A 16,754-nucleotide genomic window follows, 5' to 3' on the forward strand; every position below is an offset into this window, starting at 1 on the left:
AAATAGACGAGGTATGGTTATGAGAAAAAAACTAATGAGTGTTTTAATAATTAGTCTTTTGGGGTTATCTTTTAGTTTAGGTGCATTCGGTAATACTGCAGAAGCGGCTAGTTATACTAGTGAGGTTGGAATCGAATTCGTTGGTAAAATGCCAGAGAAAACGAAACCAACCACACCGACAACAAGACCAACAACAACGTCCCCCACGACGCCAACAACTTCACAGGTAACACCGGATGGGAAAACACCTGTCTTAAAAAATGCAGCAAAAGGTCAAACCAGTTTACCTCAGACTAGTGAAATGAAAGAATCAGGACTATCAATGATGGGCCTTGTTCTGTTGCTAGCTATGGGATTAGTTGGCTGGTTTAAAAGAAATTATGCAAAATAATTAAAATTTAATAGTTTAACTAAAAAGAGTTTTTCCTCGTAAAAATACGAGGAAAAACTCTTTTTTTATTGCGATATTTATTAAAGGTTCTATTACAACTGTTGTTGATAAATATATTACAGAGCCCTTAATTTAAGAGGTTGGGTTTTTGCTTAAATATTAAATTAGATTAACGTTATGGTTAAATCACTTTGAAGTAATGTTGAAATTATGATAGCATAAAAATGTTGTTAATGAAAAAATAGATTAAAGTAATAGCATTTAAGGGTAGTTTTATCCCACAGTATATTCACAAAATATTAAAAGGGGATAGTATGGGAAAAATATATATAGAAATATTAGCGACTATCGGGATACAAATAATACCCTTTATATTTATCATAGATGGATATATCCATAGAAATGGTATTGGCTTAAATAATGGTGATGGGTTACTTGTTTTAGGTGTTTTATTATTATTTGGAATGGGTATTATATATACTATTACGTATTTATTAGATGTAATGATTAAAAGGCATAATAAGTACTTAGTACCTAAATTTAAATACTTATTATTAATGTATTGGGTATTTCTAGATGTTATTATAGTAATTTATTTAAGTTTTAGAAATTTCTTTTAGAGTAGGAAAATCAAATTTTTCATCAACATTCGGGAAAAGGTAAATATGTTGAGGTATATAAAATAAAGGAATAGCCATATTATGCTGCGGGTTCATTTAACCCTATTTATATTCATAAAATAACATCATATTAAGGAGCTAAAAATGTTGAAACTTTTAAAAAATTCCAAAGTATTACATTCATTTTTTAATATTATATTTATTATAGAAACTTTTAGTTTATTTCTTGATACTGCATTTTCATTAGGCGGAATGGGAAGTCAACATATAGATCTATTCCTTTCAGTATCAAGTATAATCGTTCTTTTACAATTTTTTATGCTGATTGTCCAATTTAATTATTTCGATAAAATAATAATAGTAATCCTTTCAATGTTTAATATTGTATTAAACGCAATTATGTTGATCATTGAGATTAATAATGATTGTTATCTTCCTACATTAGAATCCTTCCTGGTAGCTATTTTGATTTCACTGTTCTTTATATGTAAATACTATAAATCAGGAGAAACTAAATGATTAGAAAAGTAATCAATTCAAAAATAATAGCAATCAGTTTAAATATAATATTAATGATTCTTGCAATTATAATGATTGTTCATGCTCTTTCAGGTAAATTCTATAGTGAAGATGTATTCATGTTATTAGTAGGGAACATTGAGATAATTATGATTTTATTACAGAATAAATTATGTAAATATCGTGGTATTATAATACTATCAATTTTTAATGTGATTTTAAATGTAACTCTATCAAATTTGGTTTATACAGACCCGTTAGTTTGGGCTTGTTACATTGGGTCAATTATTTCTATCTTCTTTATGATTAAATTCCCAAAAATGACTTCGTATTAAAATGGGTGATTACGGTAAAAAGAGCTAAACAGAAAATCCTATCTCTTAATTGAGGTAGGATTTATTTTTTATGAAACGTAATGGTAACGATTACAATCCAACTATATTAACGATTTTAATTTATTATTGATTGAACTAATTTTTTTCTACTATGTTGCTTATTATATTTTGTAGTGTGGTAAGAACGCCATGGCTATCTTAAGAAACATGATATATAATTAATGTAAGCGAAAACAAAAAACCTTATATCAACATATAAGGTTTTTCAAAAGAAAATATTTTAATTTTAACGATGCGCCATGAGGGAGTCGAACCCTCAGCTCAAGAACCGGAATCTTACGTGCTATCCATTACACCAACGGCGCAGTATAGTTAATAGTTTAGCTGAATTACGTAAAAAAAACAAGTAACGAAAGCGGAGGTTGAGAAATAATGGCTATTGAACAGAAATTTAAGCAACAACAAACGCAAATTCAAAAACTGGCAATGACACCAGAGCTCCAACAATCAATTAAAATGTTGCAATATAATATAGAAGATTTACAAGAATTTGTCACTGAAAAAATGATGGAAAACCCTTTGATTGAAGCTGTTGACGACAATCAGAGAATCCAAGCAGGGGAGTCTCGTTATAAAGTTAATCTAACAACAAATGGTGATACTGATTATATGAATTCAGTCAGTGATGATGAATCACAATCTTTATTGGATTATTTATTGGAACAAATTTATCTAACGATGCGTCAAACACCGCTTAGAAAGGTTGTTCTTTACTTAGTAGATTATATTGAACAGACGGGCTATTTTAATGCTAATTTGGATGATTTAGCAGAAGAATCAGGAATACCACCCATTATGTTATTAGATGCGTTAACCTTGATTCAACGCTTAGATCCGCCCGGTGTTGGTGCACGTAATTTACAAGAAAGTTTAATGTTACAGATTGATTCTGACGATTTAGCGCCTGAATTGGCATATACAGTCATAAAAGATGATTTTGATAACTTTGTCGATCGTAAATGGTCGGACATAGCAAAAAAATATCGTGTTAATCTTTCAGAAATTCAAGAAATATCAGATTTTGTTCGCACATTATCACCTAATCCAGGTGCAGGATTTGGGACAACTAGAATTGGTAAAATCTATCCAGATTTAGTTTTGAAAAAAAGTAATAATGAATTAACATTATTCAAAGTTCGCGGTGCACAGCCTGAAGTTGTTTTTCAACAAAAATATTTTGATGATATGTCAAAAGACCAAGATCCTGAAGTAATCAAATATTTAACTGAAAAGAAACGGGAATATGAATGGCTAGTTCATGGCTTGAAACAACGAGGCGATACCATTTTAAAAGTAGGACAATATATTTTGAAATATCAGGCTGACTTCTTCACTGATAAAACCAAACCAATTAAGCCATTACTTTTACGGGAAGTTGCAGCCGCTTTAGGTGTTCACGAATCAACAATTAGTCGAACCGTTAATGATAAGTACATTGAAACAGAATCTGGTGTTTATGAAATAAAATCATTCTTTGGACAAATCGCAAATAAGAACAAAAAGAATGCTGAAGAGCTATCTTCAAAAACGATTATGACAACTATGCAGACTTTGATTGAATCTGAAGATAAAACGAAACCTTTCTCTGATCAAAAAATAGTTTTACAATTAATGAAACAAAACATCGATATTTCGAGACGAACAGTTGCAAAATATCGTGAAAACCTGAACATTCCATCGTCATCAGCAAGAAAACGCTACAAGGATTAGGAACAATTATGACCTTATCTCATATATCAAACGTCAATTGCTGACATGGCAGATAGTCGTTTGAAGTGCTTGCAAAGTATGAAACAACCTGATATAATTTGTCTTGTAATAAAGGTATGAAGACACTTTGATTAATGCAGAATGTTATCGTGCTTTGTTTTTTTAGAATTAATGGGTCATAATGCGACACTGTGGGACAAATAATGCCCCATAAGAGAGCAGGTGCAGTATGCATCATGAATTAGAGTGGATCGAAGCAATTGCACCAGACATGATTAAAGTTTTAAAACAAAGATATTTTGTTTTAAGACAGATTGAATGGATGATGCCTGTTGGTCGCAGAATGTTGGCAGCAACTTTAAATCTAAGCGAACGCGTTATGAGAACCGAAACAGATTTTCTGCGTAAGCAAGAACTTATCGTCGTTGGTAAGTCAGGAATGACGCTAACGGATAGAGGTATATCAGTACTACATGGCCTTGAAAAAGTGATGGATAATTTAGTTGGTGTTCGACAGGATGAACAAGAGTTGAGTCGAATTTTAGGCATTGAACATTGTTTGATTGTATCAGGCGATTCCGATGAACAACCTAAAGTTTTAGAGTCAATGGGTAAGAGTCTAGCTGCTAAGTTAGCACTCTTATTGCCAGAAGGTAAAAATTTAATTGCGGTAATGGGTGGCACAACGATGGCTCAAGTAGCTGATCAGTTGACAACACGTCTTTCAATTAAGCGCGATTTAACTTTTTTACCAGCCAGAGGTGGTGTTGGTGAATCAGTAGATATACAAGCCAACTCGATTAGTGGTAAGATGGCATTACACACAGGCGGCAAACATAGAGCCTTGTATGTACCTGAACAACTAAGTGAGAAAACGTACGAGCCTCTTCTTGAAGAACCGAGCATTCAAGAAGTTTTGAACTTAATCAAGGAAAGCAATGCTGTAATTCACAGTATTGGAGAAGCAATGCATATGGCTAAGCGTCGTGACATGTCTAGTGGTATAATAGACATGTTGAAAGAGGACAAAGCTGTAGGTGAGGCATTCGGATATTTCTTTGATGCTCAAGGCAAGGTCGTTTATAGGATTCCTCGTATCGGTTTACAAATAGAGGATCTCACGCACATAAAATGTATTTTCGCAGTTGCAGGTGGCCATTCTAAGGCCGAAGCAATTGTGGCATACATGAAACTTGCACCTAAACAGACGTGGTTAATCACGGATGAGGGTGCCGCAAACTCGATTTTAAAAAAGTAGTGTGCAAACACGCTTTTTAAAATAAATAAATCTTCATTTCCTAAAGGAGGAAATTTAAGTATGTCAGTAAAAGTTGGTATTAACGGTTTTGGCCGTATTGGTCGTTTAGCTTTCCGTCGTATTGCTGAAGTTTCAGATAACATCGAAGTTGTAGCAATCAACGATTTAACTTCTCCATCAATGTTGGCTCATTTATTAAAATATGATACAGCCCATGGTAACTTCGACGCAGAAGTTAGCGCAACAGATAATGGTATTGTTGTTAATGGTAAGGAAATTCCTGTATATGCAGAAGCAGATGCATCAAATATTCCTTGGGTTAAAAACAATAATGTTGATATCGTATTAGAATCAACTGGTTTTTACGCATCAGAAGAAAAAGCTTCAGCTCATATTAAAGCTGGCGCAAAACGTGTATTAATCTCAGCTCCTGCTGGTAAAATGCCTACAATCGTTTACGGTGTAAATGATGACATTTTAACTTCAGATACTAAGATTGCTTCTGCTGGTTCATGTACTACTAACTGTTTAGCACCACTTGCTGGCGCTGTTAACGATGCTTTCGGTATCGAAGTTGGTACAATGACAACAGTTCATGCTTACACAGCTACACAAAAATTACAAGATGGTCCTGACCGTGGTGGAAACTTACGTGCTGCACGCGCTGCTGCAGGTAACACAATTCCTCATTCTACTGGTGCTGCTAAAGCTATCGGTATGGTAATCCCTGATCTTGTTGGTAAATTGAATGGCCATGCACAACGTGTCCCAGTTATTACTGGTTCATTGACAGAATTGGTTACAATCTTGAAATCAAAAGATCTTACAGTTGATGAAGTAAATGCTGCTATTAAAGCAAGAACTGAAAACAACGAATCATTTGGTTACAATGCTGACGAAATCGTTTCATCAGATATCATTGGTACAAGTTTTGGTTCAATCTTTGACCCAACACAAACTGAAGTAACTGGTACTGGCGCTAACCAATTGGTTAAAACTGTTGCTTGGTACGATAACGAATCTGGCTTTACAGCACAAATGATTCGTACATTAGAAAAATTTGCTAGCTTAGAAGCATAATCTAGTTAAACTTTTTTAAAACCGCATATAACTATGCTTAGGCGGAGGGACGCAATACTCCCTCTGCCTTTTTATTTAATCAAAATTACACAGGAGGCTATTATAATGGCTAAATTAATCGTTTCAGATTTAGATGTAAATGACAAAAAAGTTTTAATTCGTGTCGATTTTAATGTTCCTATTAAAAACGGTGTGATTGGTAATGATAACCGTATCGTTGCTGCATTACCAACTATCAAATATGTAACTGAAAATGGTGGTAAAGCCATTCTTCTTTCTCATCTTGGTCGTATTAAGACTGAAGAAGACAAAAAAGAATTATCATTACGTCCAGTTGCAGAACGTTTATCTAACTTATTAAACAAACCTGTTACTTTTGTTCCTGCTACACGTGGTCCTCAATTAGAAGACGCAATTGCAGCAATGAAAGACGGCGATGTTTTAGTAATGGAAAACACACGTTTTGAAGATTTAGATGGTAAAAAAGAAAGCAAAAACGATCCTGAATTAGGTAAATACTGGGCTTCACTTGGCGACTTGTTTGTCAATGATGCTTTCGGTACAGCTCATCGTGCACATGCTTCTAACGTTGGAATCTCAAGCAACATGGAACAAGCTGCTGCTGGATTCTTAATGGAAAAAGAAATCAAATTCTTAGGTGAAGCTGTTGACGAACCAAAACGTCCATTTGTTGCTATCTTAGGTGGCGCAAAAGTTTCAGATAAGATTGGTGTTATTTCTCATTTACTTAAAAAAGCTGACAAAGTTATCGTTGGTGGTGGTATGACTTATACTTTCTACGCTGCTAAAGGTATGAAGATTGGTTCATCATTAGTTGAAACAGACAAAATTGATTTAGCTAAACAAATCATTGAAGAAGCTGGCGACAAATTAGTATTACCAGTTGATTCAATCGTTGCTGAAAAATTTGATAACGATGTTGAACACAAAACTGTTGATGGTGACATTCCTGACGGTTACATGGCATTGGATATCGGACCTAAATCTGTTGCAGAATTTAAAGATGTTTTAAAAGATGCTAAAACAGTTGTATGGAACGGACCAATGGGTGTATTCGAAATGAGCAACTATGCTAACGGAACACTTGAAATCGGTAAATTCTTGGGTACTTTATCAGAAGCTACAACAATCGTTGGTGGTGGTGATTCAACTGCTGCTGTTCAACAATTAGGTGTTGCTGATCAATTAACTCATATTTCTACTGGTGGTGGCGCTTCACTTGAATACCTTGAAGGTAAAACTTTACCAGGTATTGCTGCTATTACAACAAAATAATTTTTAATTAAATTGTCGTAAGAAACCGTCTATTAACGAAAGGAAGTTATTATTTTGCGTAAACCAATTATTGCTGGTAACTGGAAAATGAACAAAGGCCCTAAAGAAACTGCTGAATTCGTAGCAGGTCTTAAAGGTAAATTACCAAAGTTTGACGATGTTGAATCTGTTATTGCTGCTCCTGCAGTAGATTTACAAACATTACTTGATGCTGCTAAAGGTACTGACTTAAAAGTTGCTGCTGAAAATGCATACTTTGAAGATGAAGGTGCTTTTACTGGTGAAACTTCACCAAAAGTTCTTTCTGAAATGGGTGTTGACTATGTTGTTATTGGTCATTCAGAACGTCGCGAATACTTCGGCGAAAATGATGACGATATTAACAAAAAAGCACATGCTGTTTTCAATAATGGTATGGTTCCTATTATCTGCTGTGGTGAAACGTTAGAACAACGTCAAGCCGGCGAAGCAGAATCATGGGTTGCTGGACAAGTTTCTGCTGCATTAAGAGGCTTATCTGTTGAACAAGTTAATCTTGCAGTTATTGCATACGAACCAATCTGGGCTATCGGTACTGGTGAAACAGCTACTTCTGACCAAGCACAAGAAATCTGTGCAGTAATTCGTAAAACAGTTGCTGATTTGTATGACCAAACAGTTGCTGATAAAGTTCGTATCCAATACGGTGGTTCAGTTAAACCTGGTAACGTCGTAGAATTAATGGGTAAAGACGATATTGATGGTGGTTTAGTTGGTGGCGCAAGTATGGAAACTGCTTCATACTTAGACCTTGTTAACTTCAAAGCATAATTCGTATTTTAGCTGTTAAAAAGATTGAAAATGAATCAATAAACTATTAAAATAATGGTAAGGGTGTTATTGTATCCCCGCCAAAAAACGTTTTTAAAGGAGAGTACAAATTTATGTCAATGATTACAGATATTTATGCACGCGAAGTTCTAGATTCACGCGGTAACCCAACTGTTGAAGTTGAAGTTTACACAGAAGACGGCGCAATGGGCCGCGGAATTGTTCCTTCAGGTGCTTCAACTGGTGAACATGAAGCCGTTGAATTACGTGATGGCGACAAATCTCGTTACATGGGCTTAGGCGTTACTAAAGCTGTTGACAACGTAAACAACATTATCGTTAAAGAAATTGTTGGATATGATGTTACTGATCAAGTTGGTATTGATAAAGCTATGATCGCATTAGATGGTACACCAAACAAAGGTAAATTGGGCGCTAACGCTATTTTAGGTGTTTCAATTGCTGCTGCTCGTGCTGCTGCTGATGAATTAGAAGTTCCTTTATACAGTTACTTAGGCGGATTTAACGCACATGTCCTTCCAACTCCTATGATGAACGTTATCAATGGTGGATCACATGCTAACAACAGTGTTGATTTCCAAGAATTCATGATCATGCCTGTTGGCGCACCTTCTATCAAAGAAGCTGTACGTATGGGTTCAGAAACATTCCATAACTTACAAAAGATTTTAGCTGAAAAAGGCTACTCTACTGCTGTTGGTGATGAAGGTGGTTTCGCTCCTGATCTTAAGAACAATGAAGAACCATTTGAAATCTTAATCGAAGCAATCGAACGTGCCGGTTACAAACCTGGTAAAGATATTGCTATCGCATTTGATGCTGCTTCATCAGAATTCTACAATGCTGAAACTGGCAAATATAGATTACAATATGAAGGCGAAAATGGCCAAGATTATACTTCTGAAGAAATGGTTGAATTCCTTGAAGCAATCGTTGACAAATACCCAGTTATCTCAATTGAAGATGGCTTGGATGAAAACGATTGGGAAGGCTGGAAGATGATGACAGCTAAATTGGGCAACAAAGTTCAATTAGTTGGGGATGATTTATTTGTTACAAACACTGACTACCTTAAAAAAGGTATCGAAATGGGCGTTTCAAACTCAATCCTTATCAAAGTTAACCAAATCGGTACACTTACAGAAACAATGGAAGCTATCGAAATGGCTAAAGAAGCTGGTTATACAGCTATCGTTTCTCATCGTTCAGGTGAAACTGAAGATACAACTATCGCTGACTTAGTTGTTGCAACTAATGCTGGCCAAATCAAGACTGGTTCATTGAGCCGTGTTGATCGTATCGCTAAGTACAACCAATTAATGAGAATTGAAGATAACTTAGAAGAAACATCAGAATACAAAGGTATCCACTCATTCTACAACTTGAGTTCAGATGCTCGCGATACAATCGTTAACAAATAATTCTTTATGAATTAAGCGTTTCTGATTGAAAGAAGGTCCTACCTAATTTGATTTTAGGTGGGACCTTTTTTGTATTATAATAGGACGCACTATATTGAAAGGTAAAACTTATTGTTGTATAATTTAGATGTTGGAAATTATAGTTAGGAATGTGAGCGTGTATGAAAAAATCAGAGCGTATTACAATACAAGATGATCTAACATCAAAAGTTTATGATCTTATTTTAAACGAAGAAACGACAAATGAGGAACGTCTCTTATTAGTTGATTTTAAAAATAAAGTTGAGCGTGGGCAGTACTTCGAGAAGGCAGTCGCTGATTTAGCGGAGTCGTTGCGCTTATTGGCTGTAAGTAATTTAAAAAATAAAATAAAGTTAAGTGCTGACGTTGGTCGATTTTATATGGAAATTTCGACAACCGGTTTATTTAAAAAAAATTTAGGCTGGGGACTTATAGCTATGAGTATGATTTATCATCCTTAAGTGATCATTAGATTATGCTAGTTTTTAAGAAGAGTTATTCAATAGTTGAATAATTCTTTTTTTGTTACTAATGAGTTCAGCAAATAATTGGATTTTAGCATATACTAATAGAATGAAGAGGTGTGTATGGTTTTATGACAAAACAAGGTATCAAAGAGCGATTGAATTTAACTAATCTCATATTTATTTTAAGAGGGCTATTAATTGGGCTCGTTACAGGTATCGTTGTAAGTCTATTTAGGTTAGCTATTATTTATGTGCTTAAAGTCTTTATCTATTTTTACCAGGCAATTAATCAGAATATGTGGTTACTGTTTCCAATGATTCTTTTGAGTCTAGCTATGGTACTAGGTATTGGAACACTAATGAAGCAAGAGCCAAATATTATGGGATCCGGTATTCCGCAAGTAGAGGGCCAGCTTGCTGGTAATCTTGAAATGCGTTGGTGGTCAGTTTTATGGCGAAAATTTATCGGTGGTGTTTTAGGCATTGGATCAGGGCTATTCCTCGGCCGTGAAGGCCCATCTATTCAACTAGGTGCAGCAGTCGGACAAGGATTCGCAGAGATGACTAAACATACTGAATCGGAACGCCGCATTCTGATTGCAGGTGGTGGCGCTGCAGGTCTATCCGCAGCTTTTAATGCACCAATTGCGAGTACGCTTTTTATATTAGAGGAAGTGTATCATAATTTTTCACCGTTGATTTGGACAACAGCATTAGCTAGTTCAATTTCAGCCAATTATATTTCATTGCATTTTTTCGGTCTAAAACCGGCGCTACAAATGATGGATATTCAGACCTTATCATTGTTACAATACTGGCATTTGATTGCTTTAGGGCTTATTTTGGGCCTCCTAGGCTATCTGTATCAAAACGTATTACTTAAATCGACTGATTTATATAATATTCTACATAAAATTCCGATTTTTTATCGCTCAATTGTCCCTTTTATTTTAGTTATTCCGATTGGATTATACTTACCACAAACTTTAGGTGGCGGTAATGAGATTATTTTAAGTCTAGTTCAAAGTAAATCATTGACCGTTTTATTGGGACTCTTTCTTTTAAGATTTATCTTTTCAATGATATCCTATGGTTCTGGATTACCAGGTGGTATTTTTCTGCCTATTCTAACATTAGGCGCTATTATTGGCGCTGGGTATGCAACTGTTATGATAATGTTAGGGTTGTTACCAGCTAAATATATAACTGATTTTATTATTTTTGGAATGGCCGGGTACTTTGCTGGAATTGGTAAAGCACCTTTTACAGCTATTTTATTAGTTACGGAAATGGTGGGTAGTTTACATCACTTAATGCCACTAGCCATTATTTCATTAGTTTCATTTTTAGTTATTGATATTTTAGGCGGCGCACCTATCTACGATTCTTTACTTAAAAAATTAATTGGTCAAAATGAAATTGATTTGGGCGGTAAAAAGGACCGACTTGAGACGCCTATTTTTGCTGGATCAAATTTAGAAAATAAAAAAGTTTCAGAAGTAGTTTGGCCTGAAAATAGCTTATTAATCACGGTTAGACGTGGTGAAAAGCAATTAATTCCACATGGTGTGACGGTTTTAAAAGCAGGAGATACATTAGTTCTTTTGACTGAGCACCAAAATCGACCTAAACTTAAGACAGAAATGGATACATTATCCGGATTTGAATCACTTTAATAAAATAATAACGGTGGAAAATTAATGCAAACTGTGCTAAATTAGTATAGATATAGATTACGTAATTGGGTTAAGGAGGTAAATGATTTGACTAACATACTAACAATTTTAATTATCATCGTTTCAGTCTTAATGATTATCGCTGTTATGATGCAACCTGCAAAAACAAATAACGCTTCAGGTGCTTTATCTGGTGGCGGTGGTGGTGCTGACGATTTATTTAGCAAACAAAAACCACGTGGATTCGAAGCATTTATGCAAAAAGTAACCTTTGTCTTGGGCGTTTTATTTTTCTGTCTAGCTCTAGGACTTGTCTATTTGGCCTCAAAATAATAATAAAGAAAGCCTCCTGTGCAAACAATTGTTGCAGCAGGAGGCTTTTATTTAGAAATAAAATAAAATTAATAATAAATAAATGTAACGCAAATACGAATATGAAAACGAGGTATACATGGATAAAAAGATGCAAGAACTTATATTAAAAGAACTAAAAATTAAAGAAAATGAATCTTTCAGTGTTGAAGAATTAACAGCTGCCCTTAAATTAGAAGGCCAGGATGCGTTCAAAGAACTTGTTAAAACACTTGCTGAAATGGAACGTAAACGTGAAGTGAAAATTACATCAGAAGGCAAATTTCAAATTGCACTTCAAACACCACAATTAGTGGGTATTTTTCATGCAAATGATCGTGGATTTGGATTCGTTACGATTGATCCAGAACAACCTGATGTTTTCGTTAATCCAACACAAACAATGTCTGCCTTAAATGGTGATAGTGTTGAGATTGAGATTACAAGTGCTGCTAAACCTGGGGATGACCGTGGTCCTGAAGGTAAAGTTAATAAAATTGTTGAACATAATGTAACATCAATTGTTGGTGAATTTGAAGTTGAACCATCTGACCTTGAAAATTCAGGAATAATTGGCCATTTAGTTGTTAAAAACAAGAAATTACAACGTTATAACTTATTGGTAACAGGGGTTGGTTTACATCCAGTTGCCGGAGAAGTTATTACAGCTGATATTACTGCTTACCCAACAAGTGAAAAACCATTAGTTATTGAAACATTGGTTAAAGAAGTTGTGGGTAACAAAGACGATCCAGGTATGGATATTTTACAAGTTGTTTATCAACATGATATTCCTAGTGAATTTCCTGAAGATGTTATGGCTCAAGCTGAAGCAACTCCAGAAGTTGTGCTACCAGAAGAAAAAATTGGCCGTGTTGATTTAACGGACCAAACATTGGTAACAATTGATAGTATTGATTCTAAGGATTTAGATGATGCTGTTACTGCCTGGAAACTTGATAACGGGAACTACCATTTAGGTGTGCATATTGCTGATGTTTCGCATTATGTCCAACCAGGCACACCACTTGATCGTGAAGCATACGAACGTGGAACGAGTGTTTATTTAACTGACCGTGTTATTCCAATGTTGCCTCACAAATTATCAAATGGTATTTGTTCATTGAATCCAAAAGTTGAACGCCTTGCTATGAGTTGTGAAATGGAAATTACACCAGAAGGTTATGTTGTTAACCACAAAATCTTCCAAAGTGTGATTAAAACGACAGAACGTATGACTTACAAAGCCATTAACAAGATTCTTGAATCAGATGATGCAAAGACGAAAGCTAAATATGAAGAATTGGTCCCAATGTTTGAAACAATGGGCGAATTACACAAAATTCTTGAAAAAATGCGTAAAAAACGTGGTGCAATTAGTTTTGATGATAATGAATCTAAGATTATCGTTGATGAAGCGGGTCACCCAATTGATATTCAAATTAGAACTCGTGGAACAAGTGAACGTTTAGTTGAATCATTTATGTTAGCTGCAAATGAAACTGTTGCAGCTCATTACGATAAATTAAAAGTACCTTTTGTTTACCGTGTGCATGAAACACCTAAGAATGAAAAAGTAATGCGTTTCTTCGAAACTTTAACCAGTTTTGGTATCGTTGTTAAAGGTGATAGTAAGAATGTAACACCTAAAATGTTACAAGGTGTTTTAAAAGAAGTAGCTGGTAAACCTGAAGAATCAATGGTTTCTGTTATGTTACTTAGAAGTATGCAACAAGCTAAATATACTGATGAATCATTAGGTCACTTTGGTTTAGCTGCTACTGATTATACGCATTTTACGTCACCAATTAGACGTTACCCTGATTTGATGGTTCATCGTTTAATTCGTTTCTACGAAGAAAATGGTATTGGGGACACTCAAAAAGAAAAATATGCTGAACAATTACCTGAACTTACAACACATACATCACAAATGGAACGTCGCGCAATTGATGCCGAACGTGATACTGACGCAATGAAAAAAGCTGAATACATGGCTGATCATGTTGGTGAAACCTTTGAAGGTGTTGTTAGCTCAGTTATGAAGTTTGGTGTCTTCGTTTCATTACCAAATACTGTTGAAGGTCTTGTTCATATTAGTAATATGAAGGATGACTATTATGAATATTTAGATATGCATATGGCATTAGTAGGTAAGAGAACCAAGAGAACTTTCAGAATTGGTCAACCAATCGAAGTAAAAGTTGCTAAAGTTGATATTGAGCAAAGTGCGATTGATTTTGAAATTGTTAATCCACAAAACACACCAACTTCTGATTTACGAGGTAAAGGTGGAAACTTCAAACGTCCAGGTAATGGTCGTCCAGGAGACAAGAAACCTTATAACCGTAATGGTAAACCAGCTGCTGGAAATAGTAATGGAAAGAAACCATTCTACAAATCAGCTAATAAAAACACAGCACCAAGAAAAAATAATACACGTCAAAAATAATATCGGGGGGATTAAGATTGCGAAAAGAAAAGTCATCTTTTGATAAACCCTTAGCCCAGAATAAAAAAGCAAGACACAGTTATAACATTGAAGATACGGTTGAGGCTGGTGTCGTTTTAACAGGTACTGAGATTAAATCCGTTCGAAATAGTCGTATTAATCTAAAAGATGGATTTGCGCAAATTAGAAATGGTGAAGCTTGGCTGATGAATGTTCATATTTCAACGTATGATCAAGGAAATCAATTCAATCATGATCCACTTCGAAATCGTAAATTATTATTGCATAGAAAACAAATAGCTCAATTTGATGAAGCAACTAAAAATAAGGGTGTTACAATTGTCCCTTTGAAAGTGTACATTAAAAACGGCTTTGCAAAAGTACTAATCGGTGTTGCAAAAGGGAAGAATGATTACGATAAACGTGAAACAATTAAACGTCGAGATCAGGAACGCCAAATTCAACGCGTACTTAAAAATTACTAATAAAAAAGGAAGCAACCAATTTTGAAATTGGTTGCTTCCTTTTTAGTTATTAAGCTTGTTTGTAAAGACCAGCAATTTGATCTTGAACATCTTTATTTTCTAAGAATTCATCATAAGTAGTATCTGCTCGATCAACAAGACCGTTTGGTGTTACTTCGATGATACGGTTAGCGATTGTTTGAATGAACTCACGATCATGAGAGCCGAATAATAGAGCACTCTTATAATTTGAAAGACCTTCATTCAATGAAGTAATTGATTCCAAATCTAAATGGTTAGTAGGATCATCAAGTAAAAGAACGTTGTTTCTTGTTAACATCATTTTTGATAACATACAACGAACTTTTTCTCCACCGGATAAGACGCCAACTTCTTTATCGACTTCTTCACCAGAAAATAACATACGACCTAAGAATCCACGCAAGAAAGTGTTATCACTTTCTGCTTTAGAAGCAAATTGACGTAACCAATCGATAATTGTTAAATGTTCATCAGCGAATTGGTCGTTATTATCTTTAGCAAGGTAAGCTTGTGATGTTGTTACACCCCATTGAACTGTACCTGTATCTGGTTCTAATTCACCAGAAAGAATTCTAATTAATGTTGTAACAGCAATATCAGTTTCACTTGTAAAGGCTGTTTTATCATCTTTGCCTAAACTAAATGAGATATTATCTAAAACTTTTACGCCATCAATTGTTTTTGAAACGCCACTAACTGATAATAAATCATTACCAATTTCACGGTCGATTTCAAAGTTAATGAATGGGTAGCGACGTGATGAAGGTTGAATATCATCAAGTGTGATTTTTTCAAGCATTTTCTTACGAGAAGTTGCTTGTTTAGATTTAGAAGCGTTAGCACTGAATCGTGCAACGAAATCTTGTAATTCTTTGATTTTAGCTTCTTTTTTATCGTTAGAATCATTTGCAAGTTTTGAAGCTAAGGCACTTGATTCCATCCAGAAGTCGTAATTACCAACGAATAATTTGATTTTACCAAAATCAACATCACACATGTGGGTGCAGACATTATTTAAGAAATGTCTATCATGAGAAACAACAATAACGGTATTTGAGAAGTTAATTAAGAAATCTTCTAACCAGTTAATTGATTTGATGTCTAACCCATTAGTAGGTTCATCAAGTAAGAGAACATCAGGATTACCAAAAAGTGCTTGTGCAAGCAAAATCTTAACTTTTTGACTTTCTGTTAGTTCGCTCATCTTTTTATTTTGCATATCTTCAGCGAAGCCTAAGCCTTGTAAAAGAGTTGAAGCTTCTGATTCAGCTTCCCAACCATTCATTTCAGCAAAGTCAGATTCTAGTTCAGCAACTTTGATACCATCTTCATCAGAAAAATCAGCTTTTGCATAAATAGCATCTTTTGCTTCCATAACAGCATAGAGTTCTTTGTAACCCATAATGACTGTTTCAAGAACAGTATATTCTTCGAAGCCATAATGATTTTGTTGTAGCATTGTCATACGTTCATTTGGATCTAATGAAATTTTACCTGTACTTGGTGTTATTTCACCAGATAAAATCTTTAAAAATGTTGATTTACCAGCGCCATTAGCACCGATTAGTCCGTAACAATTACCAGGCGTGAATTTTAAATTAACGTCATCGTATAACTTACGGTCTGAAAAACTTAAACTTACATTACTTACAGTTATCATTTAATACCCTCACTATTCGTTTGTATAATCTACATATCATAGCATATTTCAGGCTCAAAATGAAACGGTTTTGAAAATGAACTCAAATAAAATGATTATT

15 protein-coding genes and 1 tRNA gene are annotated in these 16,754 nt (G+C 34.7%); 14 read left to right on the forward strand and 2 right to left on the reverse strand.

Annotation, left to right across the window (positions count from 1 at the left end):
- Positions 1-19: 19 nt before the first annotated feature.
- From AC1RPK_RS04880 to AC1RPK_RS04890, 3 genes are all read left to right on the forward strand, one after another.
- Positions 20-391 (forward strand): LPXTG cell wall anchor domain-containing protein, encoded by a 372-nt coding sequence (locus tag AC1RPK_RS04880; protein ID WP_481761451.1) that lies wholly within the window; start codon positions 20-22, stop codon positions 389-391.
- A 314-nt stretch (positions 392-705) separates the two neighbouring features.
- Positions 706-1,011: a hypothetical protein gene (locus tag AC1RPK_RS04885; protein ID WP_481761450.1), complete on the forward strand. Its 306-nt coding sequence runs from the start codon at positions 706-708 to the stop codon at positions 1,009-1,011.
- Between the two features lie 515 nt (positions 1,012-1,526).
- On the forward strand, positions 1,527-1,865 hold the full coding sequence (locus tag AC1RPK_RS04890) for a hypothetical protein (protein ID WP_481761449.1): 339 nt from the start codon (positions 1,527-1,529) through the stop codon (positions 1,863-1,865).
- 293 nt (positions 1,866-2,158) lie between these two features.
- Here AC1RPK_RS04890 and AC1RPK_RS04895 read toward each other — a convergent pair.
- Positions 2,159-2,230, reverse strand: a tRNA-Arg gene (locus AC1RPK_RS04895).
- 67 nt (positions 2,231-2,297) lie between these two features.
- Here AC1RPK_RS04895 and rpoN point away from each other — a divergent pair.
- From rpoN to smpB, 11 genes are all read left to right on the forward strand, one after another.
- A complete protein-coding gene (gene rpoN / locus AC1RPK_RS04900) occupies positions 2,298-3,635 on the forward strand; it encodes an RNA polymerase factor sigma-54 (RefSeq protein WP_481761448.1) in 1,338 nt (445 codons plus the stop codon).
- A gap of 229 nt (positions 3,636-3,864) precedes the next feature.
- A complete protein-coding gene (locus AC1RPK_RS04905; protein WP_481761447.1) occupies positions 3,865-4,893 on the forward strand; it encodes a sugar-binding transcriptional regulator in 1,029 nt (342 codons plus the stop codon).
- Positions 4,894-4,953: 60 nt separating this feature from the next.
- Positions 4,954-5,973: a type I glyceraldehyde-3-phosphate dehydrogenase gene (gene gap, locus AC1RPK_RS04910; protein ID WP_409022216.1), complete on the forward strand. Its 1,020-nt coding sequence runs from the start codon at positions 4,954-4,956 to the stop codon at positions 5,971-5,973.
- A gap of 105 nt (positions 5,974-6,078) precedes the next feature.
- Complete coding sequence (locus AC1RPK_RS04915) at positions 6,079-7,269, forward strand: phosphoglycerate kinase (RefSeq protein ID WP_409022217.1); 1,191 nt, start codon at positions 6,079-6,081, stop codon at positions 7,267-7,269.
- Positions 7,270-7,323: 54 nt separating this feature from the next.
- Positions 7,324-8,079: a triose-phosphate isomerase gene (gene tpiA / locus AC1RPK_RS04920; protein WP_481761446.1), complete on the forward strand. Its 756-nt coding sequence runs from the start codon at positions 7,324-7,326 to the stop codon at positions 8,077-8,079.
- Between the two features lie 113 nt (positions 8,080-8,192).
- The gene (gene eno, locus AC1RPK_RS04925; RefSeq protein WP_481761445.1) at positions 8,193-9,521 is read left to right on the forward strand and encodes a phosphopyruvate hydratase; all 1,329 of its coding nucleotides are present in this window, start codon (positions 8,193-8,195) and stop codon (positions 9,519-9,521) included.
- 161 nt (positions 9,522-9,682) lie between these two features.
- On the forward strand, positions 9,683-10,003 hold the full coding sequence (locus tag AC1RPK_RS04930) for a bacteriocin immunity family protein (RefSeq protein WP_481761444.1): 321 nt from the start codon (positions 9,683-9,685) through the stop codon (positions 10,001-10,003).
- Positions 10,004-10,137: 134 nt separating this feature from the next.
- Positions 10,138-11,685 carry a ClC family H(+)/Cl(-) exchange transporter gene (locus AC1RPK_RS04935; protein WP_481761443.1) on the forward strand — a complete coding sequence of 516 codons (1,548 nt, stop codon included), beginning with the start codon at positions 10,138-10,140 and terminating at the stop codon, positions 11,683-11,685.
- Positions 11,686-11,772: 87 nt separating this feature from the next.
- Complete coding sequence (gene secG / locus AC1RPK_RS04940; RefSeq protein WP_409022224.1) at positions 11,773-12,018, forward strand: preprotein translocase subunit SecG; 246 nt, start codon at positions 11,773-11,775, stop codon at positions 12,016-12,018.
- A gap of 118 nt (positions 12,019-12,136) precedes the next feature.
- Complete coding sequence (gene rnr / locus AC1RPK_RS04945; RefSeq protein ID WP_481761442.1) at positions 12,137-14,488, forward strand: ribonuclease R; 2,352 nt, start codon at positions 12,137-12,139, stop codon at positions 14,486-14,488.
- Positions 14,489-14,505: 17 nt separating this feature from the next.
- Complete coding sequence (gene smpB / locus AC1RPK_RS04950; protein ID WP_481761441.1) at positions 14,506-14,973, forward strand: SsrA-binding protein SmpB; 468 nt, start codon at positions 14,506-14,508, stop codon at positions 14,971-14,973.
- Between the two features lie 49 nt (positions 14,974-15,022).
- Here smpB and AC1RPK_RS04955 read toward each other — a convergent pair whose 3' ends face one another.
- Positions 15,023-16,654, reverse strand: coding sequence for an ABC-F family ATP-binding cassette domain-containing protein (locus AC1RPK_RS04955; RefSeq protein ID WP_409022227.1), 1,632 nt, complete (start codon positions 16,652-16,654; stop codon positions 15,023-15,025).
- Positions 16,655-16,754: the final 100 nt, after the last annotated feature.

Source organism: Dellaglioa sp. CoH-55-MRSF-6 (genome assembly GCF_056782215.1).